Origin of the sequence: Lysinibacillus sphaericus (genome assembly GCF_000600105.1) — a bacterium.
Taxonomy (GTDB): domain Bacteria; phylum Bacillota; class Bacilli; order Bacillales_A; family Planococcaceae; genus Lysinibacillus; species Lysinibacillus sphaericus.
Window position 1 is genome coordinate 251,987 of sequence record NZ_CP006837.1, and the last position, 23,701, is coordinate 275,687.

At 36.3% G+C, this 23,701-nt stretch carries 21 protein-coding genes; 15 read left to right on the forward strand and 6 right to left on the reverse strand.

Features of this window, described 5'->3' with window-relative positions; translation table 11 throughout:
- Positions 1–22 precede the first annotated feature (22 nt).
- Positions 23–1,186, reverse strand: coding sequence for a DUF418 domain-containing protein (locus tag T479_RS01155; RefSeq protein ID WP_025218401.1), 1,164 nt, complete (start codon positions 1,184–1,186; stop codon positions 23–25).
- A 103-nt stretch (positions 1,187–1,289) separates the two neighbouring features.
- Here T479_RS01155 and T479_RS01160 point away from each other — a divergent pair, with 103 nt between their 5' ends.
- From T479_RS01160 to cydS, 5 genes are all read left to right on the forward strand, one after another.
- The gene (locus T479_RS01160; RefSeq protein WP_024360853.1) at positions 1,290–1,991 is read left to right on the forward strand and encodes a response regulator transcription factor; all 702 of its coding nucleotides are present in this window, start codon (positions 1,290–1,292) and stop codon (positions 1,989–1,991) included.
- Positions 1,988–3,643, forward strand: a complete 1,656-nt coding sequence (locus T479_RS01165) for a sensor histidine kinase (RefSeq protein WP_025218402.1) — start codon at positions 1,988–1,990, stop codon at positions 3,641–3,643. Before T479_RS01160 ends, T479_RS01165 begins: the two co-directional genes overlap by 4 nt.
- Before the next feature lie 446 nt (positions 3,644–4,089).
- On the forward strand, positions 4,090–5,433 hold the full coding sequence (locus T479_RS01170) for a cytochrome ubiquinol oxidase subunit I (protein WP_024360855.1): 1,344 nt from the start codon (positions 4,090–4,092) through the stop codon (positions 5,431–5,433).
- Positions 5,430–6,458: a cytochrome d ubiquinol oxidase subunit II gene (locus T479_RS01175; protein ID WP_024360856.1), complete on the forward strand. Its 1,029-nt coding sequence runs from the start codon at positions 5,430–5,432 to the stop codon at positions 6,456–6,458. Before T479_RS01170 ends, T479_RS01175 begins: the two co-directional genes overlap by 4 nt.
- A gap of 11 nt (positions 6,459–6,469) precedes the next feature.
- Positions 6,470–6,571, forward strand: a complete 102-nt coding sequence (cydS, locus tag T479_RS24325; protein WP_371830855.1) for a cytochrome bd oxidase small subunit CydS family protein — start codon at positions 6,470–6,472, stop codon at positions 6,569–6,571.
- Between the two features lie 63 nt (positions 6,572–6,634).
- On the opposite strand, the gene T479_RS01180 is transcribed toward cydS, so the two are convergent.
- On the reverse strand, positions 6,635–7,540 hold the full coding sequence (locus tag T479_RS01180) for a TetR/AcrR family transcriptional regulator (protein WP_024360857.1): 906 nt from the start codon (positions 7,538–7,540) through the stop codon (positions 6,635–6,637).
- Positions 7,541–7,697: 157 nt separating this feature from the next.
- On the opposite strand from T479_RS01180, the gene T479_RS01185 reads away from it, so the two are divergent.
- Positions 7,698–9,212 (forward strand): DHA2 family efflux MFS transporter permease subunit, encoded by a 1,515-nt coding sequence (locus T479_RS01185; RefSeq protein ID WP_025218403.1) that lies wholly within the window; start codon positions 7,698–7,700, stop codon positions 9,210–9,212.
- Positions 9,213–9,288: 76 nt separating this feature from the next.
- Here the strand turns inward: T479_RS01185 and T479_RS01190 are convergent, their stop codons facing one another.
- A complete protein-coding gene (locus tag T479_RS01190; RefSeq protein ID WP_024360859.1) occupies positions 9,289–11,475 on the reverse strand; it encodes an MMPL family transporter in 2,187 nt (728 codons plus the stop codon).
- Positions 11,476–11,598: 123 nt separating this feature from the next.
- Between T479_RS01190 and T479_RS01195 the strand changes: the two genes are divergently transcribed.
- The 7 genes from T479_RS01195 to T479_RS01230 all read left to right on the forward strand — a co-directional run bounded on the left by T479_RS01195 (position 11,599) and on the right by T479_RS01230 (position 18,842).
- Complete coding sequence (locus tag T479_RS01195) at positions 11,599–12,216, forward strand: TetR/AcrR family transcriptional regulator (RefSeq protein ID WP_036204619.1); 618 nt, start codon at positions 11,599–11,601, stop codon at positions 12,214–12,216.
- A 403-nt stretch (positions 12,217–12,619) separates the two neighbouring features.
- Positions 12,620–13,048 carry a helical membrane plugin domain-containing protein gene (locus T479_RS01200; RefSeq protein WP_024360861.1) on the forward strand — a complete coding sequence of 143 codons (429 nt, stop codon included), beginning with the start codon at positions 12,620–12,622 and terminating at the stop codon, positions 13,046–13,048.
- 45 nt (positions 13,049–13,093) lie between these two features.
- Positions 13,094–14,278 carry an NAD(P)/FAD-dependent oxidoreductase gene (locus T479_RS01205; RefSeq protein ID WP_024360862.1) on the forward strand — a complete coding sequence of 395 codons (1,185 nt, stop codon included), beginning with the start codon at positions 13,094–13,096 and terminating at the stop codon, positions 14,276–14,278.
- Between the two features lie 284 nt (positions 14,279–14,562).
- The gene (locus T479_RS01210; RefSeq protein WP_025218404.1) at positions 14,563–15,378 is read left to right on the forward strand and encodes a hypothetical protein; all 816 of its coding nucleotides are present in this window, start codon (positions 14,563–14,565) and stop codon (positions 15,376–15,378) included.
- Positions 15,379–16,370: 992 nt separating this feature from the next.
- Entirely contained in the window at positions 16,371–16,949 is a 579-nt protein-coding gene (locus T479_RS01220; protein WP_025218406.1) for a TetR/AcrR family transcriptional regulator, read from the forward strand.
- Positions 16,950–17,051: 102 nt separating this feature from the next.
- On the forward strand, positions 17,052–18,164 hold the full coding sequence (locus T479_RS01225; RefSeq protein WP_025218407.1) for an ABC transporter permease: 1,113 nt from the start codon (positions 17,052–17,054) through the stop codon (positions 18,162–18,164).
- Complete coding sequence (locus T479_RS01230) at positions 18,165–18,842, forward strand: ABC transporter ATP-binding protein (RefSeq protein WP_025218408.1); 678 nt, start codon at positions 18,165–18,167, stop codon at positions 18,840–18,842.
- Between the two features lie 57 nt (positions 18,843–18,899).
- Here the strand turns inward: T479_RS01230 and T479_RS01235 are convergent, their stop codons facing one another.
- Positions 18,900–19,526: a hypothetical protein gene (locus tag T479_RS01235; RefSeq protein ID WP_227665395.1), complete on the reverse strand. Its 627-nt coding sequence runs from the start codon at positions 19,524–19,526 to the stop codon at positions 18,900–18,902.
- An 83-nt stretch (positions 19,527–19,609) separates the two neighbouring features.
- On the opposite strand from T479_RS01235, the gene T479_RS01240 reads away from it, so the two are divergent.
- On the forward strand, positions 19,610–20,584 hold the full coding sequence (locus tag T479_RS01240) for a quinone oxidoreductase family protein (RefSeq protein ID WP_227665396.1): 975 nt from the start codon (positions 19,610–19,612) through the stop codon (positions 20,582–20,584).
- A 36-nt stretch (positions 20,585–20,620) separates the two neighbouring features.
- On the opposite strand, the gene T479_RS01245 is transcribed toward T479_RS01240, so the two are convergent.
- Positions 20,621–21,415, reverse strand: a complete 795-nt coding sequence (locus T479_RS01245) for an EcsC family protein (RefSeq protein WP_029747048.1) — start codon at positions 21,413–21,415, stop codon at positions 20,621–20,623.
- 91 nt (positions 21,416–21,506) lie between these two features.
- Entirely contained in the window at positions 21,507–22,874 is a 1,368-nt protein-coding gene (pdxR, locus tag T479_RS01250; protein WP_025218411.1) for a MocR-like pyridoxine biosynthesis transcription factor PdxR, read from the reverse strand.
- A 99-nt stretch (positions 22,875–22,973) separates the two neighbouring features.
- Between pdxR and T479_RS01255 the strand changes: the two genes are divergently transcribed.
- Entirely contained in the window at positions 22,974–23,555 is a 582-nt protein-coding gene (locus tag T479_RS01255; RefSeq protein ID WP_025218412.1) for a GNAT family N-acetyltransferase, read from the forward strand.
- Positions 23,556–23,701: the final 146 nt, after the last annotated feature.

Consider the following 23,701-nt stretch of genomic DNA (forward strand, 5'->3'; position numbering starts at 1 on the left):
TGAGAAATCTTCTTTCGTTTCACTATTCATAGGACATACTCCCTTTCTGTTTAATGCGTCCAGTCCAAGACCAATTTGTCCACATACGTAACAACGCTTCAAATGGGCCTCGTTTAAATTTCTTTAAATAAACAATGCTTAAAATGCATTGCAAACTATATACTGCAATTCCCAAAATAACGCCGCCAAAAACGCCCAATTTGCCAAATAAACCTAGTCCATAACCGTAAAACACGGTCGTACAAATCACCGTTTGTAATAAATAATTGGTAAGCGATAATTTCCCCACACTTTCAAAAGCGATAGACAGACGTTGAATAGGTCGGAAATGAAATAGTAGAGCGGCCAAACAAATATAACCAACTGCTAACACCATTGAGCCACCTACGAGCAACATAGAAGAAAATGGGCTATCGATAAAACTAATGCTTTTACAAGTGATGCCTATTGGAACAAATAATGAGCCGAGGATATACCATTTCTTTTCATCTTGCATATTTTCAAATGCATGATTTTTCGCTAGCCCCATACCTAAAAGAAATAATGGTGCAAAAAATAACGGTGCAAATAAAATCATTATATAAATCATAACTGGGTCATCTATGTCAGGAGGCATGACGTTTAATCGAAAGTCGAAAATTTCTTGATAGCTACCATTTGCATAGGTAGTATTTGCTTTATCAATATATACGGCCATTTCTTTGTCATCTTTTGCTGATATTTCATCTGAACCATAAGTTAAAGCGGTTGTTAATACAAACAATACGCTAGCCCAAATAACTAATGTTTTTGGTTTGCGATTTATAAATGGAATTAAAAATAATGTAATAAATCCATAAAACAGTAAAATGTCACCTTCCCATAAAAATGTTGCATGAAGTCCGCCTAAAACGATTAATCCTATCGCTCTACGTAAAATAGACCAGCGACTTTTGCCTTTTTTATTGCGAACGGACTGTATCATTTTAATAAGGGAATAGCCGAATAATATAGTGAAAATCGGCATAAATGAGCCTTCGATAAATATTTTTACAAAATATAAAGCTCCTGTATCAAGAAAGGAAAGATCACCTAACTTTTCTTTGCCATACATTCCATACTGAAAAATGAGCAAGTTGGCCATTAAAATACCAAATAAACTAAATCCACGCATTGCATCGATGAAGCGTACACGATGTGCTGTCATTGCCTTTTAACTCCTTTATTGGTTAACTTATATATAGTGTAGTTGGGAAAGCTTATCGTGAATTAACGACTACCTTAAAGTAATCTTAAAAGTAGGTGACAAGGTGCAAGAAGCGGCGATATTTGTGTTAGAGGATGAACGTGCCATTGCGGAAATGATTGAAATTATTTTAAGAAAAGAAGGTTTTGTAAATATTACGTTATGCACGACGATAGAAGATGGGAAAAAAGCGATCGAGCAAAATGTTTTTGATTTTTACTTATTAGATATTATGCTACCAGACGGTAGTGGGCTTGATTTGGCGGAAGTTATTCGAAAGCAAAGTGATGCACCGCTATTTTTTTTAACAGCCAAGAGCAGTGATGCAGATAAACTTCGAGGGTTTATGAATGGCGCAGACGATTATATTACGAAACCGTTTAATCCGCTTGAGCTAGTAGCAAGGGTAAAAGTCCAATTTACTCGATATATGAAGCAAAAGAATGTATCTGGAAGTCACGTTTACACATGTAGCCGTTTTACTTTTGATATAGATGCAGCAGAAATAACTGTAGACGGAAAAAAGGAATTGATTAGCGGTCGTTTATTTTACTTATTGAAGTATTTATGTGAAAACGAGGGGCAAGTATTATCCAAAGAACAAATTTATGAACGTGTGTGGGGCGATTTTTTATTTGACGATAATACGGTAATGGTTCATATTCGCAAGTTACGTGAAAAAATAGAAAGGAATCCTGGTAAACCAACTTGCATTATTACGGTGAGAGGGATTGGCTATAAATTAGTTGGAGATGATCAAGTATGAAGCCGGCAGGGAAATTATCACTGCGTTTTGTATCCTACTTTATCATATTTTATTTACTTATCATTTTGGGCTTCATTATTAGTTTAGTGGTTTTTGGACTTTTTATAAATGAACGAGTCGGTGATAACATCCATACGATGAGTTCTTTTGAAATCGAAGATAATGCAATTGTGAAAAATGGTAAATCCGTAAAAATAGCAGATTTCTTAGAAAAACGCGCAGAGGAAAATGTAGGGCAGTTATATTTATTGAACAATGCCATGGAAATTGTCGATTATACAGGGGATAGTTGTGAGCTATGTAGCATGACGGACCGTGAAATTATGGCGCTTAAACGTCCAGGCATGCATACGTGGGAAATACCCAAATACTATTTGTTGTTTTTACCTACATCGCCTTTGCAGCCTATGTTCAATGAGGTCTTGCAGGTGATTCGTGAAAAGAAAGAATTCCCTTCGGAGCTACTCGAACGCTTACAAGCTAATCAGATTGCGATTGAAATTTATAATGAGCGTTGGAATCGTGTAAAGGTAATCGGGGAGCATTATAAGAAATTGCATAAGCCGCAGTTGCTAGATGAAAAATATGATATTTTTGAGCAGGCCGAGCTTAGGCAAAGTACGTCATTAGAAGATGGTTCAACGCTAATAGTACGTATGCCAAACCCTTCCTATAAGCCATTTGAAGAGCCTTTTAATAAAGCAATGATTTTATTTGTGTCTATATTTTTTGGCGGGCATAGTATTTTGTTGGTAGGAATTATTTTGTTATCCATGAGCATTTCACGTCAATTTGTACGGCCCCTTGTATATGTAATCTCTCGTATTGAACGACTAACGCAGTTCGATTATAGGGAAGTAAGTGATAATAAAATCCATCATCAAAAGACAGGTAAATTGAAAAGGAAATTTAAGTTATTCCAACCTGTTGATGAATCGCTTAATCATTTATCTGAACGTCTTGCTTCCAACGAAAGACAAATTCAGCAATCCGAGCAACTACGAGAGGAATGGATAACGGGTTTGTCGCATGATTTAAAGACACCATTAAGCTCGATTTATGGGTATTCTACAATGCTTGCTTCCGAAGAGTATGAATGGACGAAAGAAGAGATGCGAATATTTGCGAATACAATGCGTGAAAAAGCCAACTATATGGATTTACTTATACAAGATTTAACGTATTCTTATCAATTAAAGAATAAAGCAATCCAGCTCGAGAAAGTATCATTAGCACTTGCCACATGGTTACCCCAATTTGCAGATGAGCAAGTATCAATCAAAGTATATGGGGACGTAATGCTTGAAGCAGATGAGCTTTTATTAAAGCGCATCTTAGATAATTTAATTACCAATGCTAAAAAATACACACCAGAAGGTACGAAGGTTCTTGTAGAGGCTCAAAATATAGAAAAAGGCATTAAGCTAACGATTACAGACCAAGGTCCAGGTATTCCACAAGATGAATTAGACAATCTTTTTGAACGCTATTATCGTGGTACAAATACAACAGATGATGCAACGGGCACAGGTCTTGGCTTAGCCATTACGAAACAACTGATTGATTTGCATAATGGAACAATATGCGTTCATTCAGATAATAATGGTACTATCTTTGAATTAAAATTTCTTGAAAAATTGCCCTTATGCTAACAATGTTTAATCATACAAGCTAACCATTAAAAAACCGCTAGAGGCTCATGCTTCTTAGCGGTTTTTTAATTATTTGGGGTGGGACTGTTCATTAGTTAATGCCACAAACAAAATATGAATGAAGAAGATTACTCGTTGTTGGAGTGATCTTTTTTATGTAAATAGAAAGTGTCATGCTATTCACAAAGTTGTCAATGTCGTTTTTTTATAGTGGAAAACCCCTATATTTCTAAAAAGTTGGGTTGCTTATACTGGTGGCATAGAAGAAAAAGGAGATGCAATTTTATGAGGAATCAATGGGTTGATTCGTGTGGTAAATAAACAACAAAATCGTATTGCATATAAATCCCAAGAAAAAAAGTTAATCATTATTAGTTTTGTAATAGCTGGGATAATGTTGATGTCATTTGTCGGGAGAATATTTAGTAGCTAGGAGATGTATAAATATGAATGATTCAGCTGTATTTTGGAGCCGTGCCTTAACCGAATTAACATTATCTTTCCATATTATTTATGCAACAATTGGTGTTGGTATACCGCTGATGATTATGATCGCTCAATGGGTTGGGATTAAAAATAATGATGAGCATTATTTATTACTCGCTCGACGTTGGGCACGTGGATTTGTTATTACAGTAGCAATTGGCGTTGTGACAGGAACTGCAATTGGCTTGCAACTTTCTTTATTATGGCCAAACTTTATGGAATTAGCTGGTCAAATTATTGCTCTACCACTATTTATGGAAACGTTCGCGTTTTTCGTTGAAGCCATTTTTTTAGGGTTGTATTTGTATACATGGGATCGCTTCAAAAATCCGAAGAGACATTTACTATTATTAGTACCAGTAGCCATTGGTGCTTCTATGTCAGCAGTATTTATTACAATCGTGAATGCCTTTATGAATGCACCACAAGGATTTGATATTGTGGATGGGGAGCTAATCAATATTCAGCCCGTACTAGCCATGTTTAATCCGGCAATGCCGACAAAGGTAGCGCACGTTTTAGTAACATCTTATATGACGGCAGCTTTTTTATTAGCTTCCATTGCTGCCTATCGCATGCTACGAGGGTCTGCGCACGTATATCATAAAAAAGCGCTGTATTTACTAATGAAATTAGGGTTAGTCTTTTCACTGGCAGCACTTGTAGTAGGAGACTTTTCAGGCAAATATTTAGCGGAATATCAACCTGAAAAATTAGCAGCAGCAGAATGGCATTTTGAAACGGAAGAAGACGCTTCCCTTGTTTTATTTGGTGTATTGGATGGAGAAGACATAAAATACGCTATTAAAATACCTTATGCTTTAAGTGTATTAGCGCATAATAATCCGTTTGCAGAAGTGACGGGGCTTGATCAATTTCCGAAAGATGAACAACCACCACTCTATATTCACTATTTATTCGATGTAATGGTGATGATTGGCACGTTATTAATTGTAGTGGCAGCTGTTTATGTTCTGGGTAAATGGCGAAATTGGCAATTTGTTTCGTCTAAACTATTTAAAAGAGTAATTGTTGCAGGTGGTCCACTTGCACTTATTGCAATAGAAGCGGGCTGGTGGTTAGCTGAAGTAGGGCGACAACCATGGATTTTAAGAGGGTACATGAAAACATCGGAAGGTGCGACTACGAGTGGGCAAGTAGATACGATGTTAATTCTATTTGCGGGCTTATATATCGTTTTAGCAATTGGTAGTATCATAGCGCTTATTCGGATGTTCCGTGACAATCCAATTGAACGTGAACTTGCAGAACATAAATTAGTTGAAGGTTGTGAAGAACCATGAGCTTAGAAGTTTTGGGCATTTCTGTACTATGGTTATTTCTCTTTGGTTATGTCATCGTTGCATCTATTGACTTTGGGGCAGGCTTTTTTAATGCCTATAGTGTCATGATTGGGAAAGATCATATTTTATCACAAGTGATAAAACGCTATTTATCACCAGTGTGGGAAATTACAAATGTTTTCTTAGTTTTTTTCTTTGTAGGTATTGTTGGTTTCTTTCCGCAATCAGCTTACTATTATGGCACAATTTTGCTAGTGCCCGTAAGTATTTCTCTAATTTTAATTGCAATTCGGGGGAGTTATTATGCATTTGAATCTTATAGTGCAAAAAGTGGACACATTGGCTATAAGCTAATGTACGGTGTCACTGGTTTATTTATCCCAGCATCCCTTTCCATTGTATTGACGATTTCCGAGGGTGGATTCGTAACAATGGTAAAGGATCAGCCTCATTTGGAAATTGCGAAACTTTTTACTAGTCCTTTAACTTGGTCAATCGTGTTGTTAAGTGTTGTAGCGGTTCTGTATATTTCCGCAGTATTTTTAACTTGGTACGGTAAAAGAGCGAACGATGAACACGCTTCCGATTTAATGAGAAAATATGCACTTGGCTGGTCAATTCCACTTGTTGCAAGTGTTATCGGGATTATGGTGGAATTAAAGGGGCACAATCCTGCACACTATGAAAATATGCTGAATTTATGGTGGCTATTCGCCATGTCAGGTGTTCTTTTTATCATGACTTTAATCCTTTTAGGCGTTAAGAAAAAATATGGGCTAGCCGTTATATTATTGGTCGTACAGTTTGGCTTCGCCTTTTTCGGCTATGGCATTTCTCATTATCCTTACTTGTTGTACCCATATTTATCGGTTCATGATAGTTTTACAAATGAATCGATGGCCATAGCATTGGTCATTGCCTTTATTGGTGGTCTTGTTTTACTCATACCTTCACTTTATTTAGTGATGAAATGGTTTGTATTTGATCGTGATTATGCTTGTGGTAAACGGAATCATCACGTATAGGAGGTTTTACAGTGAATCAATTTATTATTTTTTATGCACCGTTTCTAGTGGTTGCTTTAAGTATTATAATTGGCTTCTGGGTAGGCCCGAAAGACCGTAAAGTAAATCGTTAAAATTGTTTGGGTGACTGGCACCACTAAAGCCCCCGATTAGCATTGCTAATCGGGGGTTTTTGATTACTTTTTACATTGCTCTGATGGTTGTTGCATTTTTACATAGCGCCATAGACTATTGGCAATATCACGTGCTTCAGCAGCATGTTCCGTTCCAACGAATGCTTTTCTGAAAGGGGTGAGCAAGGATTCAATAATAAAGAGTTTTGGTTTTTGTTGCTGCAATTCCTCTAAAAGAAATGTTGCATATTCAAAACCTTCAAGCGTGTCATCTTCTGACAGCCCCTTAGTAAAGCCTGCTAATTGGTCAATGACGACATCTTTACTTACTTGTTGATAATTAATTACGTTTTGTATTGCATTAAACATTTCAGCACTTATAAGGACTTCATTGGATTCAAGCATAGTAGGTATAATGACACTTATATTGCGTAATGCTACTCGTACAATGGCTTCGCGGTTTATATATTTGTAGTCCGCTATTAGGACTGCACGTAAGGAAAGGTTCACCATCCCCAATGTTTGTACGGCACATTCATAGCTCATCGGTCTAATTTCTTCACCAAAAACTTGGACAAGTCGATTGGCAAGCCATTCTAATTCTTGTAAGTGATAATTCAAAAGGATTTTTTTAAGTTCACTATCCCGTGAATGGAAAATCGATTCGAAAATTTGTACGAGATTATGCTCGCGATTGACATGCATCAACACTGCCACTTGCTGTGTTAATATTTCTAAATCAGTGGGATCCTTTCCATAAAGAAGCTCGTGTCGACGATTACTAGCCTCCTCACGTCCCTCATCTAAAATGGCAATCAAACATTCATTTTTAGAAACAAAATGATTATAAAAAGTGCCCTTTGAAACTTTGGCCGCACTAATAATATCGTTAATGGATGTATCTAAAAAACCTTTTTCTATAAAAAGTTCCCGAGCTGCAGTAATTATTTGTCTTTTTCTTTTATTCATGACCTCACCTTTTTAAAGTTATTATACTAGTATTCTACAATGTAAACGCTATTATATCAACGTTTTGAAATTTATTAATCTTAATTCTTGAAAAAAGTAGACTGCGAGTATAAAATAAGTTTTATCGTAAACAACAAGAGAGAATAGAGGGATATAAATGAATAATGACTTAACAATGAAAAAGCCCCCTTATGGTATGATTGCTATTTTGTTCGTGGGTGCTTTTGTTGCTTTTCTTAACAACACATTGTTAAATGTTGCGTTGCCAACAATCATGAAAGATTTTGGTATTACGTATGCAAAGGTACAATGGCTTGCAACTGGATATATGCTGGTCAGCGGTATTTTAGTACCTGCATCAGCATTCTTTGTGACGCGCTTTAAAAATAGACATTTATTTATTACGGCAATGTCTATCTTTACGATAGGTACAATTATGGCTGGCTTTGCTCCAAACTTTGGCATGTTATTGGCAGGGCGTATGGTGCAAGCGGCAGGGGCTGCTAGTATGTCACCATTATTAATGAACGTCATGCTAACTAGCTTCCCAAAAGAAAAACGTGGAGCGGCAATGGGTATTTTCGGTTTAGTTATGATCGCAGCACCAGCAATAGGTCCGACATTATCTGGTTATATCGTTGAACATCATGATTGGCGTATGTTGTTCCAAATGATTATACCATTTGCCATTATTAGTCTACTATTTGGTATTTGGAAATTAGACAATGTAATGGAAACACGTGAAGTACACTTAGATGTTCCTTCTGTATTATTATCAACAGTAGCGTTTGGTGGAATTTTATACGGTTTCAGTACGGCAGGTGACAAAGGATGGTCGAGTCCTTGGGTATACGGTACGATTATAGTGGGGTTTGCTGCTTTAATTATCTTCATCTTTAAACAACTACGTATGGATCAGCCTTTATTAGAATTACGTATTTACAAATATCCTATGTTTGCATTAAGTTCTGCGATTTCCGTAATCGTTTCAATGGCGATGTTCTCGGGGATGATTTTAACCCCTGCGTATGTACAATCAATTCGTGGGATTGAACCATTCGAAGCCGGTTTAATGATGCTTCCTGGTGCCCTTGCAATGGGGATTATGTCTCCGATTACTGGTAAACTTTTCGATAAATTTGGACCGCGTATATTAGCGATAATCGGTCTAACAATAACAACAATGGCTACTTTCGGCTTAACGAAATTAGCGATGGATTCTAGTTATACATTTATCGTATCGATGTATACAATTCGGATGTTTGGTATGTCGATGGTTATGATGCCAATTATGACAAATGGTTTAAACCAATTACCACAGATGATGAATCCACATGGTACAGCTATTAATAATACTTTGCAACAAGTAGCTGGAGCTATTGGTAGTGCGGTATTAGTTACATTTATGAATAACCGTACAAAATCAACAGCAGAAGATTTAATTGCAGAGGCTAAAGCACATGCAGCTCAATCTGGTGTTGCACCAACAGCGGAGCAAATGCAACAAATGAAAGAGCAAATTATGCAAACAGCTTTACTAGACGGCATTACACATTCTTTCTTAATCGCTGCTTTTGTGACGGTACTAGCACTAATACTAGCGTTCTTCTTAAAACGTGTAAAAGTTGAAAGTGCAGCAGCTACGATGGATTTAAAAAAACCAACAAATTAAGATAGACAAAGAAATCCCACCGATCAAACTGTCGGTGGGATTTTAAATGCTAAATTGTTTGAGTGCCTGTCACCATTTAATGACCTTTTTTAAAGAGCGCTCCTGGCCAGAATGCATATTTGCCGAGCACCGTTGTAATGGCAGGTACAAGTAAAGGTCGTACAATAAACGTATCCAGTAATATACCGATTGCTGTTACAACACCGAACTGTACAAGGACTTGAATTGGTAATGTAGCAAGCACCGCGAACGTACCTGCTAAAATGAGTCCTGCGGATGTTATAACACTACCTGTATGCACAACGCCTTCTTCTACCGCTGTTAAATGGTCCTTCGTTTTTCGTTTCTTCCAAATCTCAGAAATCATGAAAATATTATAATCCTCGCCAAGTGCAACTAAAAATACAAAGGCATATAGCGGAATAGAGCCTGAAATTGCCTCTGCACCCATGACATGGTGCAAAATAAGCCAGCCCGCACCAAGCGCACCAAAGTAAGAAATAATAACTGTAGCAAGCAGATAAACAGTTGCTGTTACTGAACGTAAATAAACAAATAATAATAATGCGATTAAAGCAATCATTGTCGGCATGATAACAGATTCATCGCGCTCGGTAATTTGCTTTGTATCATATTGGCTTGCTGTTTCCCCGCCAAGCCATACGTGTGAGTCAGCATCTTTTATACCAGAATCTTTAAGAAGTTTAACAACTTCAGCTTTCAATTCCGGAATATGCTCTAAAGACTCTTGTGCATACGGATTGGCATTCAATGATAATTCATACAATTGTATCGAATTATTTTTCGTACCAATTTGTACATCAGACACGTTATCGATATATGGAATTTTTGTAAGCTGTTGTTGTAAATTAACATCCGAGCCTTGCGTATCAATTACTAGCTGAACAGGTGCCAACTCGCCAGGTGAAAAATTCTCTTCTATTAAAGTAAAGCCTTCACGTGATGGCATATCTTCTGGGAAAGAAGATAATAAGTCGAAAGTATATTGAATGCGTGGTACAAAGGCCGCTAAGCCACCAAGGAGCAAGACAGTGACTGCAATAACAATCCATGGCTTATGCGTTACAAAATGTCCAATTTTATGACTCACTTTATGAGAAGGTTTGTGCTGTTTTTTGCCCTTTGCTTTTGCCATTTCTTCTGTACGTGGCGTGAATGGGAAAAAGGCTACTCGCCCTATAATCACAAGGATTGCTGGTAAAACAACTAGCGCAGCAATGCCCATTACCAATACGCCAAAGCTAAATGGCACTGCGAAGCGTTGGAATGAGCCATAATGGGCAAGACTAAGTGTAGCTAAACCAATAACAACGGTAAGCGCACTCATCATAATAGCGCCACCCGACTCTTTTACAGCGAGCTTCATCGCTGTCGCTTTATCTTCAACATCAAGTAAAATTTCACGGTATTTTGAAATTAAAAATAAGCAATAGTCCGTACCAGCACCAAATAATAAAACTGTCATGATGGATACAGCTTGTGAATCTTTGTCAATCCATCCTTGCTCTGCAAAGAAACCGAGTGTTGGACTAATAACACCATAGGCAAGCCCTACAACAATTAAAGGAATAATGGCAAGTAATGGCGAACGATAAATTAAAATTAATAACACTAATACAAGCAGTACGGTTGCAATCATTAGTTTTACATCAGCTTGTGAAAATAAGCTAACAGCATCCGTTGCAATACCGACTGGTCCAGAATAGCGAACATGTAGTGCGTCGCTTGATAAATCTTGATCCAGTTGAACATTGTTTGAATCCATTGTTTTTGATAATGTATCTAGACTTTCTTGTAAAACATCAGTGGCAACATCTTTTTCAAAGAAAACAGGTGTGACAATTGTAGAACCGTTGTCAGATGCAGATGCTGATAAAGCCTGTGGTGGCATTTTATCGTATGGTGGAACTAATGTTTGATGCTCTAAAGGGTTGCTATTTAGCTCTGCATAAACCTTTTGGATAGCTCCAAAATCAGCTGGTGTTAGGCCGCTTTCTCTATGCCAAACGAGTAATAAAGGTGTACCTGCATCATTTGGAAATTCTTCAGCAATAATGGCTGCTGCTTGCTCGGACATTTCGGTGTCAGGCAAGTTTTTACCCGTTTCACTTTCGATGCTATTAATTTGCGGCCAAGCAAACGAAAGGACGAGAACAAGTAATACCCAGCATCCAAGTGCAAGAAAACGCCCTTTTTTACTGGCTACCATTGAGCCCCATTGCTCAAGTGGATGTTTTTTCATTAGAAAACCTCCGTTTCATGTAATGTACACTAATTATATATACTAGAAGGTTAATTAATCAATACAGAAGTATTGATATGTTATAATATGTTTAGTACTACACATTATAAGGAGGCGATCTTGTTGAAACAATCACCGCGTGTTCTAGGAAGACCTCGCCATGATGACAAGGCTAAACCTACAAAAGATATTGTCTTAGAAACAGCGACCATGCTGTTTATTAAGGATGGCTACAAAAACGTGTCCATGGATGATGTTGCCAAAGCCTGTAATGTTACAAAAGCCACTATCTATTACTACTACCCAACTAAAGGGGATTTATATACATCGGCCTTAGTTGAAATGATGCATAGAATTAGACATCATATTGAACGAATTTTAGAGCAACCGATTCCATTTAGAGATCGATTAGAGCAACTGATTGAAGTCCATTTATCAGCAACTGTTGATATTGATATGAAGAACTTTATGCGAGAGGCGACCATCAATCTATCACAAACGCAATTGAAAGAAGTACATGCTTCTGAAAATGAGATGTATAAAACGATTGAGCGAGCGATGCAAAGTGAAATGGAAAAAGGGACAATTCGCAAAGGGAATGCAGAATTTTTTGCCCATACGTTTATGGCGCTAATGTCAGTGGGCTACTTTAAAGATGGTGAAGGAAAAAGGCTTTTTGACACAGTATCTTTGGCGTCAAAAGAAATTATTGCTTTCTTTTGGTTATCCATCGAAAAGTGAGAAAAATTGTAGCTAATAACATAATTTATGGCGTTTGAGTTGTTTTATCGCATGGTTAATATTGATTTTTCTTCCAAAAAGAACAGAAAAAGAGTACAGACTGCTAAAAATAGTTTACCATTAAACTATTTTTCAAAGATTGTGCCATAGTTGATTGAAATAATGCGCAAACAGTCTTATAATGGATGATGTAATGTCACCAAGATAAGATAAGGATGGAATTGTGATGCGCTTTGTGCAAAATGGAAAATATGTAACAAATCATGAAATTCGCTTTCCAGCCCTTGTGACTGGTGAATGTAAGATATCCGCTGTAACGACTGTTAAGAAGATCGCTTAATGGTCTTTTTTACATGGAGGCAATATAAAAAATAGTATTAGTGACGGCAAAGGAGAGTTCAAAATGTCAGAAACGAATAACCAAGCACAGTCTGAACAATTAACTGTGAGTCAAGAACAATTAGATGTACTAGACCAACTATTAAAGCCTGAGGTGCAAGAATCTCTAACAACTTTAGTTGAACAATTACCAAAGCTAACTGAAATGATGACGTTATTAACTAAATCATATGAGTTTGCGCAAGCAGTTGCAACCGACGAAGTGTTAAAAAGTGATACTGTTGGTGCTGTAACAGAAATGGCTGGACCAGTAGTAGGATCGGCTAAACAACTTGCAGCTACAGCTATTGAAGCAAAAGATCGCGCTTCTGAAAGCCAAGAAGTCATCGGTTTATTTGGTCTTGTGAAAATGTTAAAAGACCCACAAGTTCAAAATGTTTTCCGTTTTGTTAATGCATTTTTACAAGTTAACGCTGAACGTAAATCAAAATAAAGTTCGAGATATATTCAATTCGTAAGGACGGAGGATTAATTAATCATGTCAAAAGAAATCGTCATCTTAGGTGCTGGTTACGCAGGTGTATTAACTGCATTAACAGCGCGTAAGTATTTATCAGCTGATGAAGCTAAAATCACTGTAGTAAACCAATTCCCAACGCACCAAATCATCACTGAACTTCACCGTTTAGCTGGTGGTACTATTGCAGAAGGTGCAGTAGCGCTACCGCTTAAAAAAATCTTTAAAGGTTTAGATATTGATTTACAAATCGCTAAAGTAACGAAATTTAATGTAGATACTAAAAAGGTTGACCTAGATACTGGTTACACTTTATCTTACGATACATTAGTTGTTTCTTTAGGTAGCCAAACTGGTTTCTTCGGTATCCCAGGATTAGAAGAAAATTCAATGGTACTTAAATCTGTTAACGATGCAAACAAAATTAACCGACACATTGAAGATCGTATTAAAGCATATGCACAATCTAAAGATGAAGCAGATGCAACAATCGTTATTGGCGGTGGCGGTTTAACAGGTGTTGAGCTTGTTGGTGAAATCGTGGACAACTTCCCAAAAATCGCAGCACAACACGGTGTAAACTTTGCAGATCTTAAAATTAAGCTAGTTGAAGCTGGTCCTAAAATCTTACCAGTACTTCCAGATGTACTAATTGAACGTGCAACGGAAAGCTTAACAAAACGCGGTGTAGAATTTATCACAGGTACTCCAGTAACGGGTGTTGATGGTAACGTTATTTCACTTAAAGACCGTGAGTCAATCGTTGCCAATACATTCATCTGGACTGGTGGTGTAGCTGCACTTCCAATCGTTGCTGAATCAGGCCTTGCTGCTGACCGTGGCAAAGCAACAATCAACGAATTCCTACAATCTACATCACACGAAGATGTATTTGTAATCGGAGATGCTTCTGTGGCATTACCAGCTGACGGCGGACGTCCACTTTATGCGCCAACTGCACAAGTTGCTTGGCAAATGGGTGAATGTGCAGGATACAATTTATTTGCACAATACAAAAACCAAGAGATGAAAACATTCTCTGCAGTTAACTCTGGTACACTTGCAAGCTTAGGACGTAAAGATGCAGTTGCGACTATTGGTGCTAGCAACACACAACTTAAAGGTCTACCTGCAACACTTATGAAAGAAGCGTCTAACATTCGCTATCTCACACACATTAAAGCATTATTCGGCTTAGCATACTAAGCATAGCGTTTCCCTTACAACTATTTACAGTTGTAAGGGTTTTTTTCTTACAATATTTATTTGCTATAGAATAGATACTATTGATTTGTTCGGTAAGAGTACTAAAACCCTCTTACACTTCCTGCCTCCACTTGTGCTAGTACAATATTTTGAATTTTTTACCAAAAATAAAACTTTTTAGGATTCTATTTTTGTAGTTCTTTTCTATCATATTTCTTTACTTATCTATATTATTTACATTAAAATATACTCATTAAAGTATTTTAGTAGGAGGTTTACATAAGATGAAAAAAATTGTTTCTACTTTATTAAGCTTTACTCTAGTAATAAGTACTTTAGCATTTGCGACCCCAACTACAAAAACTTTAGCTTCAGAATTAACTTATTATTCTGATAATTTCAAAATTATTACTGATACAGAAGAACGATCTGAATATATTGTAAAAGTAGGTGGTCAAGAAATCCATTACATTGAGACAGTAAAAATAATTGATGAAGATACCCAAGAAATTGACACCAAAGTATTTAATAAGGAAACAAATGAGCTTTTGCAACATTTCGTCACTGTAGTAGAGGATGATAAAATAATTGAACAAGATGTAATTGATTTCAAAGACTTATCACAACAAGAAGTTTCAATAATGTTCAACCATACTAACTTCGCAGCTACGAATTTCACGAATTACCGATTTGCTTCTAGCGCTTATATAACATCTAATAAATCGTTGGTATCCGTTTTAGGAATTAGTTATACAACCAATCATATAAGGAATATAGGTTATGCAGATTATGCAAATCTAAAAACACGTACAGTTAATATTACAACAGGGTCTCCAAAGGATAGAAATGCATATAATTACTATACGCGAAATGTTGACAGTTTAAGATCTACGGAAAATGGTACTCTTGTTGGGTGGTTAATAAGTGCCTTCAGCGGTGGTGGATTAGCTATAGGTACATTACTTTCTTGGAAAACAGCACAAATCATCTTAAAGAATATTGCAGGTCCTGTAGCACTTGCAGCTAATGCTTGGGCTATTGGTCAATGGTTCTATTATTATAATAACTGTGTTAATGGTTTTTATAATATTCCTAGATAAAAAAGTCTCCATGAGACTCTTTTTTAAACGCCCCTCTATTCATTGATTATTTTGATTTTTCTGATTTGAAATAAGTACAAGACAATAAATATATAATAGTATGACTAATGAAAAAAATAAGAAAATACCTATTTCAAAATGATATGATATTGCAAATATCATGGCAAGACTAATAAGGGCAAGGATAAACAGAATATTAACGATATAGTGTTGTTTAAAACGAAAACTAAGAATGATAACTAGAAAAAATAAAATACTAGCAAGAAAGAAGATAGGATGTAATTCATAATATCCTAAATAAAACACCATATAGAAATATAAAAATACCACAACAAATATTTTTACAAATTTGCTCATCTTGTCACTCCCTTTTTTTATTTAAATTATAAGGCAAATCTAACACATAAATAAAATAGTATATACATTGGTATGCATACTTATATTCAGATGATTTATCTTGTGTTAACGTAAGTAATAGCCATCATATCAATAAGATAACATAGCATAACAATGAATTAGGCAGTAATAACAGGTTTTTTGATCCTTGTTATTACTGCCTTTATAGCAATCAATAGAAGAATGTTTAAAATTTTTGGGAAATATTATTTTAGAATAATTTGTCATTTGAATTTAATTGGTAGATGCCATATAGTTTCCAAACTTAGCTCCAATAGATTTTAATTAGCTTTTGATATGTAAAAAGTTTTGTGTAAAATTAAAGTGTCTAACTCTAATCTACGCGAGGGCTAATTCGTATTAGCCATTCAAAGTATGCCCTAACGTTTGTTTTTCAATATCGGAAATCATTAATAAAAAAAGGTGAAATTTCTGCTGAATTAACTACTTATGCGACTAGATAAAACAAAATACTAGCAGTGCAGTTATTTTCTAGTGTTTATTTCACTAATAGAAAGTACCGTAATTATTGTGAACTATTTAATTGTAGCGTATGCTAAAAGTATCCAACAATTCGTGTAGGGAGTGAGGAATATATGGGCCGCGATCGTAAGTTTAGTACGCTCGATTTATTCTTGGAATCGAAAAAATTGGTATTAGCTGTTGGCTATGAAGGATTTACGATTGCTCGACTAGCTGAATCATTAGAAGTTTCAAGAGCTGCCATTTATAAATACTATACAAATAAAGATGAACTACTGATGGATTTTATGTTACATGAGATGGATAAAAGTGTAAAAGATTTATTATCAATTCCTGCGGAGTTATCTTATCTTGACCAATTAGACGAGTTATTGCATAGTATTTTTCGTTCAAAGGATTTACATTTACTATTAGGTATTGCTGAAATTATCCCAACAACCAATAAACCTCACATGCAAGAAAAAAAAGAAAAGCTGTCAGCGATGCATTTTAATATGTATGGACCTTTAATGCGTATCGTCCAACAAGGAAAAAAAGAAGGGTTTGTGGATGCTGATATTCCTAATGATCTTGTCCTTGGATTTATTTTTCAGAGTATTAATATTCCAAATCATAGTCAAATGGATGAAGTACAGTTTTTTAACTTTACGAAACTATTAATTTTAAACGGTGTGAGAGGTAAAAATAAGTGACACATGTGTAACTAATGAGTATAATACTAGTTGCGTATGTGTACTTTTTTATTTAAAAGTGACACATGTGTAACTTATAAAGATAATAGGAGGAAACGATCGATGTTTTTAGCTTTAAAAGAAATTAAACATGCAAAGTTACGCTACTCAATGATTACAATGATTATTGTATTAATAGCATGGTTAACGTTTATTTTGTCAGGGCTTGGAAATGGACTTTCGACATTAAGTGCAGCTTCTATTAAAAATCTAGATGCGCATTATGTAGTATACGAGGAGGGTTCAGGTTCAAAATTTAGTAAATCTTTAATTTCCGCATCTTTAAAAGAAAAGATTGATGCACAAAGTAAAGTAGAAGATAGTGCACTATTTGGCTCTGCAATGGCGGCTGTTTCTAAGAAGGGTATCGATGAAAAAACAGATATTGCACTTCTAGGGATTGAACCTGGGTCGTTTATCGAACCCAAAGTAATAGAAGGTAAGAAGTTAGATAAAAACATTCAAAATGGCGTTTTAGCCAATAAAACGTTACAAGACAAAGGCTATGCAATTGGTGACGAAATCAAAATGGACAGTTCCACAATTGTATTAAAAATTGTCGGCTTTGTTGAAAACGAAACATATAACCATTTACCAGTACTATTCAGCACAGTAGAACAATGGAGAGCCTATCAATTTGCTGCACCAGGTGCCAATAACGGCATTGAAGATGTAGTAAATGCGATAGCGATACAGGCACCTAACTTAGATGCAGAGAATTTTAGTGAAATAATCGGGGGCATCGAAACCGCAACGAAAAGTCAGGCAATTAATGGAATGCCAGGATATATGGAAGAAAACGGGACGATTGTCATGATGTTAGTGTTTCTCGTTGCTATTTCTGCGTTTGTCATCGCGGTCTTCTTTTATGTTTTAACGATTCAAAAGACACAACAATTTGGTGTAATGAAAGCCATTGGTGCAAAAAATAGTTTTATCACAAAGGCAATTGTTTCCCAAGTGTTTGTCATTTCTTTAGTAGGTATTTTAGTAGGCGTAGTGCTTACATATTTAACAGCACTAGTTTTCCCGGAAGACATGCCATTTAATTTAGACCCTACCCTTGTTGTACTTTACGGTTTCGCACTTTTATTAATCAGTGTGTTAAGTTCGTTTGTATGTGTTCGCCAAGTATCTAAAGTAGATCCATTAACAGCATTAGGGAGAGTGGAGTAGATGAAACGTTTAGAAGTGAGAAATATGACAAAAACCTATGACGAAGGCAGTTCAACAATTACAGCTCTTAACAATGTGTCAATGGAAGTAGATGCAGGTGAAATAGTAGCCATTATTGGTCCATCGGGTTCAGGCAAAAGTACATTATTATCGGCAGTTGGAGCCTTGTTACAGCCCTCTTCAGGTAGTGTCATCGTCAATGGTAAAAAAATTGAGACGCTAAAGGAGAAAGAACTTGCTAAATTCCGTCTAAATGAAATAGGGTTTATTTTACAAACATCTAACCTAATTCCTTATTTAAATGTACTAGATCAACTACTGCTAGTAAAAAAAATGGCAGGTAAAGTATCAAGTACTGATCAGCAGTTTGCAAAGCAATTGTTGGCAGATTTAGGACTAGAAAAAAAGCTTAAAAAATTCCCAAATGAGCTATCTGGGGGAGAGCGTCAGCGTGTAGCAATAGCCCGAGCTTTTATGAATGATTCAAGTGTGATTTTAGCAGATGAACCAACAGCTAGTTTAGATTCTAAGCGTGCTTTCGAAGTTGTGCAGCTAATTTCTAATGAGGTTAAAAAGCGTAAAAAGGCGGCTATCATGGTAACGCATGATGAGCGTATGTTAACTTACTGTGACCGAGTGTACCGCATGGAAGACGGTGTTTTAACACTGCAGTCTTAATATGCTTTAACAGCATTTATTCACGACCTCTTAGGCTTTTTACGCATCTGGTGTTCTTTAGAAAGAACTACCGTTTTGAAGAAAAATGTTGAGCTCGTTTAGTATAGTGTGACAGGTATTAATCGACTCTATTGTATTGTTTGCTATTTCAAGTGAATGGTTTGCATCTTCTACAATAGTAAGCTGATGAGAAGTTAGTCGATTTAGTCTTTCCGCTGTGAAGTGAGGGTCAGCTGTTCCTATAGCTAAAAAGGAATGTCGATGGATTAAATTTTGCATAGTATGTTCCAAGGCTAGCAGTGGTGTAAATAGTATATAACGAGAAGGTAAAACGGTCTCCTGTTGCATATAAAAATCAATAATTGGCATGGTTCCTAGCGATTTTCCAATGTAAACAACTTCTTTGTAAGCTTTTGTTTGTAAATAATAGGTCACAATAGAATCCACAGTGTTAAAAACTTTTTCAGAAATAACGTTTGGCGGCTTGTTGAACAACTGTTGCTCAAATGTATAACATACTTGGACAATATCATAACCGAAGTCAAGCATCAAAGAAGTAGCGTAATGTAGTAAGGGTTTGTCATAGTTGTAGCCTGTACCACAGAACATAAAACAAATTTTGTCACTATTCATATTAAAAAAATTGTAAGCAGAACCGTTATAAATATCTTTTCTAGCCTTCATCATCATTCCTCCTATCGGTTTGAAAAATGGTAACTCTTTTATGTAAAGTAAGTTATAATTTTACTATAACAGGAAGGGGGAAAATGATGAAGGCTGTTACAATAAATGCTTTTGGACCACCCTCCGTATTAACTTTTGTGGATTGTCCAAAACCAGCGATTTCCAAAGGGGAAGTGCTAATACGGGCGTCCTATACAAGTGTTAATTTTGCGGATATCAAAAATAGAACGGGCAATAAAGCGAAAGCGAATTTTCCAATGATTCTTGGATTAGATGTTGCGGGTGTTATAGAAGAGGTTTTTGATGATAGCAGTGGTTTTCAAAAGGGAGACCAAGTGATTGCTTTTCCAAAAAATGGTGCATATGCGCAATATGTCGTCGCAAATGAACAGCTAGTGTTTCGCATTCCAAATGACGTACCTCTTAAAAAGGTAGCTGCTATACCGACTGTTTTATTTTTATCTTATATGTTAACACATCAAATTACACAACTAGGTACAGACGATAGTATTTTAATTCATGCTGCATCAGGTGGAGTCGGAACGATGCTTATTCAAATGGCAAAAAGGCGTGGAGTGAAGAAAATAATAGGTACTGTTAGCACTAAAGAAAAAGCTGCCATTGCCTATGAGCTAGGTGCACATCATGTTCTGACATATGAAAACTTTAGTGCCAAAGTGAATGACTATACGGATGGTCTTGGTGTCGATGTTGTCTTTGATTCGATTGCAGGAGCCATTACCGAAGAAAGTTTCCGTTGCTTAGCTCCATATGGTACTCTTGTGCAATTTGGTAACAGTAGCGGTCAGGTGGGTCAAATAAAAACAGCTGACTTACATAGTAGTTGCCGCAATGTAAAAGGCTTTAGCTTAGGAACGACGCGTGCTTTAAAGCCGGAATTATTGCAACAAGTAGCTCCAGAAATATTTTCATTATTACAGAATGAAAGTTTCCAAGTGCCTATAGCAGCAGAGTTTGCTTTAGAGGATATGGAAAAGGCACATACCTTTATGGAGAGCCGTCAACATCAAGGAAAAATCCTAATTAAAATTGTGTAAGAATTGTTTGGGTGACTGGCACCCATTTAACTGGCACTAATTTAGTTTTTCGTATATTCTTCTTTTTCGATATAGCATGATGCCTGTCTCCGCAACATCCTGCATCATGCCTTTATTAGCGTATGCTCCGAAAATCATGCCTGCAATCGGTACCATTTGGAAGAGTTTTTTCCAGCCCATTTGATCGCGGTACGTGAAAAATACTTCCTGCCAACCTTGAAGCTGTGAAATCATCGTTTCTGATGCGTTTTTGTTGTCGTGCATGGAGGACAGCTCTTCTAAAATAGCTTCTTTACCCACAATATCCGCTGACGTAAATTGTAGACATTTTACAATGAAAATACGTTCCATTTTATCATTCGGATCGTAGCCATGAATAATGGCTATTTCTTGCAACGTTTTTAAAGCCATTCCTAATATAAAAGGAATATCAATCGCCAATGTGAAAATACCACCAAAACCAGTCGAAGCACCTTGTACTGTTGCTAATTTCACGCGTTCTTTTTGAAGCTTGTCACTAAGAGCAATCATCTCCTCTAAAGGAATATTCCCGATATCAGAGATTGCAAATATATTAGGATTCGAAGACTGATTACGGATTTTTTGAATCATCATTTGTTCATTAATTAAATATTTTCCACCAGATTGAATATAACTTCCTAGCTCATCGACAAGTAAAGCTAGTTTTTGTTGAATAAAGGCAGGGGTCATCTTATCTAAAATTTTAAATGGAATGCGCCCTAATCTCTCCCAAAACCATAGTCCTTTTTGGTCTTTCTCCCACGCTTCAATTTCTTGTAAATAGTTGATTAATTGCTCTCGATTCTCCATTTATCTACTCCCCTTATGAATGCATTTAGTTAGAATACGTTATTTAGTTTAAAAAGTTTCAAGTACATGCATAAACATTAATGAATAATGATTAAGAGGCATGCCATACAGAAGCAAGTAAGGAAATACCTTCTTCAATTTGTTCTAGTGACAATCCTCCATAGCCAATAATTATCATCGCATGTTCAGGAGGGGATTGAAATGAAGTCGAACAAGGATAAACATTAATGCCTACTGTATGAGCAAGATGAAGAGCATCTTGTTCCGATAATCTTTTTGGTAGTTTCACAATAATATGTAGACCAGCGTGTTCGCCTATAACTTTAAATTCATTGGAGAAATGATTAGCAATAGCTGCTAGTAGCGTTTGCTGTTTTTTTCGATAAATCGTACGCATTTTAGCTAAATGTTTGTCAAATAGCCCTTGTCCAAGAAAATCAGCTAGTACAAGCTGGTCTACTTTTGACACAACGGACTTTTGTTCTTGATAAAAACTAGAAAATGATGCAATGAGTGATTGAGGCAAAATCATATAACTAATCCGGAGAGACGGCAGTAATGTTTTTGAAAATGTCCCAAAATAAATGACCCGCTGTAGTTGATCCATATTTGCTAGGGAAGGAATCGGAAGCCCTTTATAACGAAATTCTCCATCATAATCATCCTCTATAATAAATGCCTCGTTTAAGTTCGCCCATTGTAATAGTGCTACACGTCGTTCAGCCGACATAACCATCCCCAGTGGAAACTGATGAGCTGGCGTTGTGTATAACATGTGAATAGCCTTTTGGGGTACCGTTACGCCTAAGTTATCCACAGTAATCGGATAGATGGGTAAACCACATTGCTGTAGCGTAGCCCTCACACGTTTAAACCCAGGTTCCTCTAAGCCAACATGCGTTTGTGGACCAAAGTAATGACATAATGCTTGCAGTTGGCTTTGTGTACCACTATAGACAAATACTTGTGATGGATCGCAATGAATACCTCTGGAGCGTCCAACATACTTGGCAATTTCCTGTCGTAAAGCTGCTTCTCCCTGCCATGGGCTTGTTGATAAACTGTTAATAGTAAAATGCTGTTTCATTAACTTATGGAAAATGGAGAAGGGGAACGTGTCTTTATCCACATGACCATTACTAAAATCATAGGTTACTGATTGTTCGGTCATAGGCAATGAAGCGGGTTTTTCTGTTTGTAATGGTTGGAGCCATTCAAACTCCAATTGCGCAATGTAGTAGCCTGAGCGTTCTTTACTATAAATATAACCTTCTGCAAGCAGTTGCTCATAGGCTTCTTTTATTGTATGAACGCTAACATGTAATGTTGTTGCAAGCATTCGTTTGGAAGGCAATTGCTCATGGGCTAGAAGCTTTTTCGAAAGAATAGCATGTTTAATGTTTTCATAAATCTGTGCATATTTAGGCTTATTTCCGATAAAGGAGATAGCTAGTTCCATTTCATTTCACAGCTCCTTGGTATGGTTGGAATTTTGAAAATTGGTTATATTCATCATATCAAAAATCCTGTTTAATAATGAAAAAAGGAGTGAAGGACAATGAAATTTAACATGGTAGAAAATAACGTTGTATTATTAAGACCTTTAGTGAGAGAGGATAGTCCAGCGCTATTGGCTGCAGGCAGTTATCCAGAGATTTGGTCGTATATGTCCACAACGATTGAGGATGAAAGTGATGTGCATAACTTTGTGGAAAATGCATTGTCTAACAAAAACCTCATGAAGGAGTATCCATTTGTCATTGTGGATAAGTTATCAGGACAAATTATCGGCTCAACTCGTTTTATGGATATTGATAGCAAGCATCAACGGTTAGAAATAGGGACTACTTGGCTTACTCCTTCATTTTGGCGTACTGCGGTCAATACGAATTGTAAATATTTATTGCTTACCTATTGTTTTGAAGTACTTGGTCTACAACGAGTTCAAATTAAAACAGATCATGACAATTTACGTTCACAAAAGGCAATCGAACGTATAGGAGCTACAAAAGAGGGGGTTCTACGCAATCATATGATTCGTAAAGATGGCTCAACGCGGCACACAGTGATGTATAGTATTACATTACAAGAATGGCCAAAAGTAAAGGCACACTTAGAAATATTGTTAGAAATGGAGTAACTTCAAAATACATTAACTCTTCCTCTTACTTATTAAAAATCAGTAAAAAAATGGATGATTAGTAGTCTAATAATCTAGTTTTTGTCAAAAAAAGTGTGGTTTCAGTTATTCAAGGGTAGATTATTTAAAATCTATTTTTGAAAAGT

Excerpts from the sequence above, each read along its gene's own strand:
- T479_RS01190 (WP_024360859.1), bottom strand. The coding sequence starts at position 11,475 with ATGAAAAAACATCCACTTGAGCAATGGGGCTCAATGGTAGCCAGTAAA.
- T479_RS01210 (WP_025218404.1), top strand. The coding sequence starts at position 14,563 with ATGAAAAAAATTGTTTCTACTTTATTAAGCTTTACTCTAGTAATAAGT.
- T479_RS01185 (WP_025218403.1), top strand. The coding sequence starts at position 7,698 with ATGAATAATGACTTAACAATGAAAAAGCCCCCTTATGGTATGATTGCT.
- T479_RS01155 (WP_025218401.1), bottom strand. The coding sequence starts at position 1,186 with ATGACAGCACATCGTGTACGCTTCATCGATGCAATGCGTGGATTTAGT.
- T479_RS01245 (WP_029747048.1), bottom strand. The coding sequence starts at position 21,415 with ATGGAGAATCGAGAGCAATTAATCAACTATTTACAAGAAATTGAAGCG.
- T479_RS01205 (WP_024360862.1), top strand. The coding sequence starts at position 13,094 with ATGTCAAAAGAAATCGTCATCTTAGGTGCTGGTTACGCAGGTGTATTA.
- T479_RS01235 (WP_227665395.1), bottom strand. The coding sequence starts at position 19,526 with ATGAAGGCTAGAAAAGATATTTATAACGGTTCTGCTTACAATTTTTTT.
- T479_RS01170 (WP_024360855.1), top strand. The coding sequence starts at position 4,090 with ATGAATGATTCAGCTGTATTTTGGAGCCGTGCCTTAACCGAATTAACA.
- T479_RS01240 (WP_227665396.1), top strand. The coding sequence starts at position 19,610 with ATGATGAAGGCTGTTACAATAAATGCTTTTGGACCACCCTCCGTATTA.
- T479_RS01255 (WP_025218412.1), top strand. The coding sequence starts at position 22,974 with ATGAAATTTAACATGGTAGAAAATAACGTTGTATTATTAAGACCTTTA.
- T479_RS01225 (WP_025218407.1), top strand. The coding sequence starts at position 17,052 with ATGTTTTTAGCTTTAAAAGAAATTAAACATGCAAAGTTACGCTACTCA.
- T479_RS01180 (WP_024360857.1), bottom strand. The coding sequence starts at position 7,540 with ATGAATAAAAGAAAAAGACAAATAATTACTGCAGCTCGGGAACTTTTT.
- T479_RS01200 (WP_024360861.1), top strand. The coding sequence starts at position 12,620 with ATGTCAGAAACGAATAACCAAGCACAGTCTGAACAATTAACTGTGAGT.
- T479_RS01230 (WP_025218408.1), top strand. The coding sequence starts at position 18,165 with ATGAAACGTTTAGAAGTGAGAAATATGACAAAAACCTATGACGAAGGC.
- T479_RS01220 (WP_025218406.1), top strand. The coding sequence starts at position 16,371 with ATGGGCCGCGATCGTAAGTTTAGTACGCTCGATTTATTCTTGGAATCG.
- pdxR (WP_025218411.1), bottom strand. The coding sequence starts at position 22,874 with ATGGAACTAGCTATCTCCTTTATCGGAAATAAGCCTAAATATGCACAG.
- T479_RS01175 (WP_024360856.1), top strand. The coding sequence starts at position 5,430 with ATGAGCTTAGAAGTTTTGGGCATTTCTGTACTATGGTTATTTCTCTTT.
- T479_RS01165 (WP_025218402.1), top strand. The coding sequence starts at position 1,988 with ATGAAGCCGGCAGGGAAATTATCACTGCGTTTTGTATCCTACTTTATC.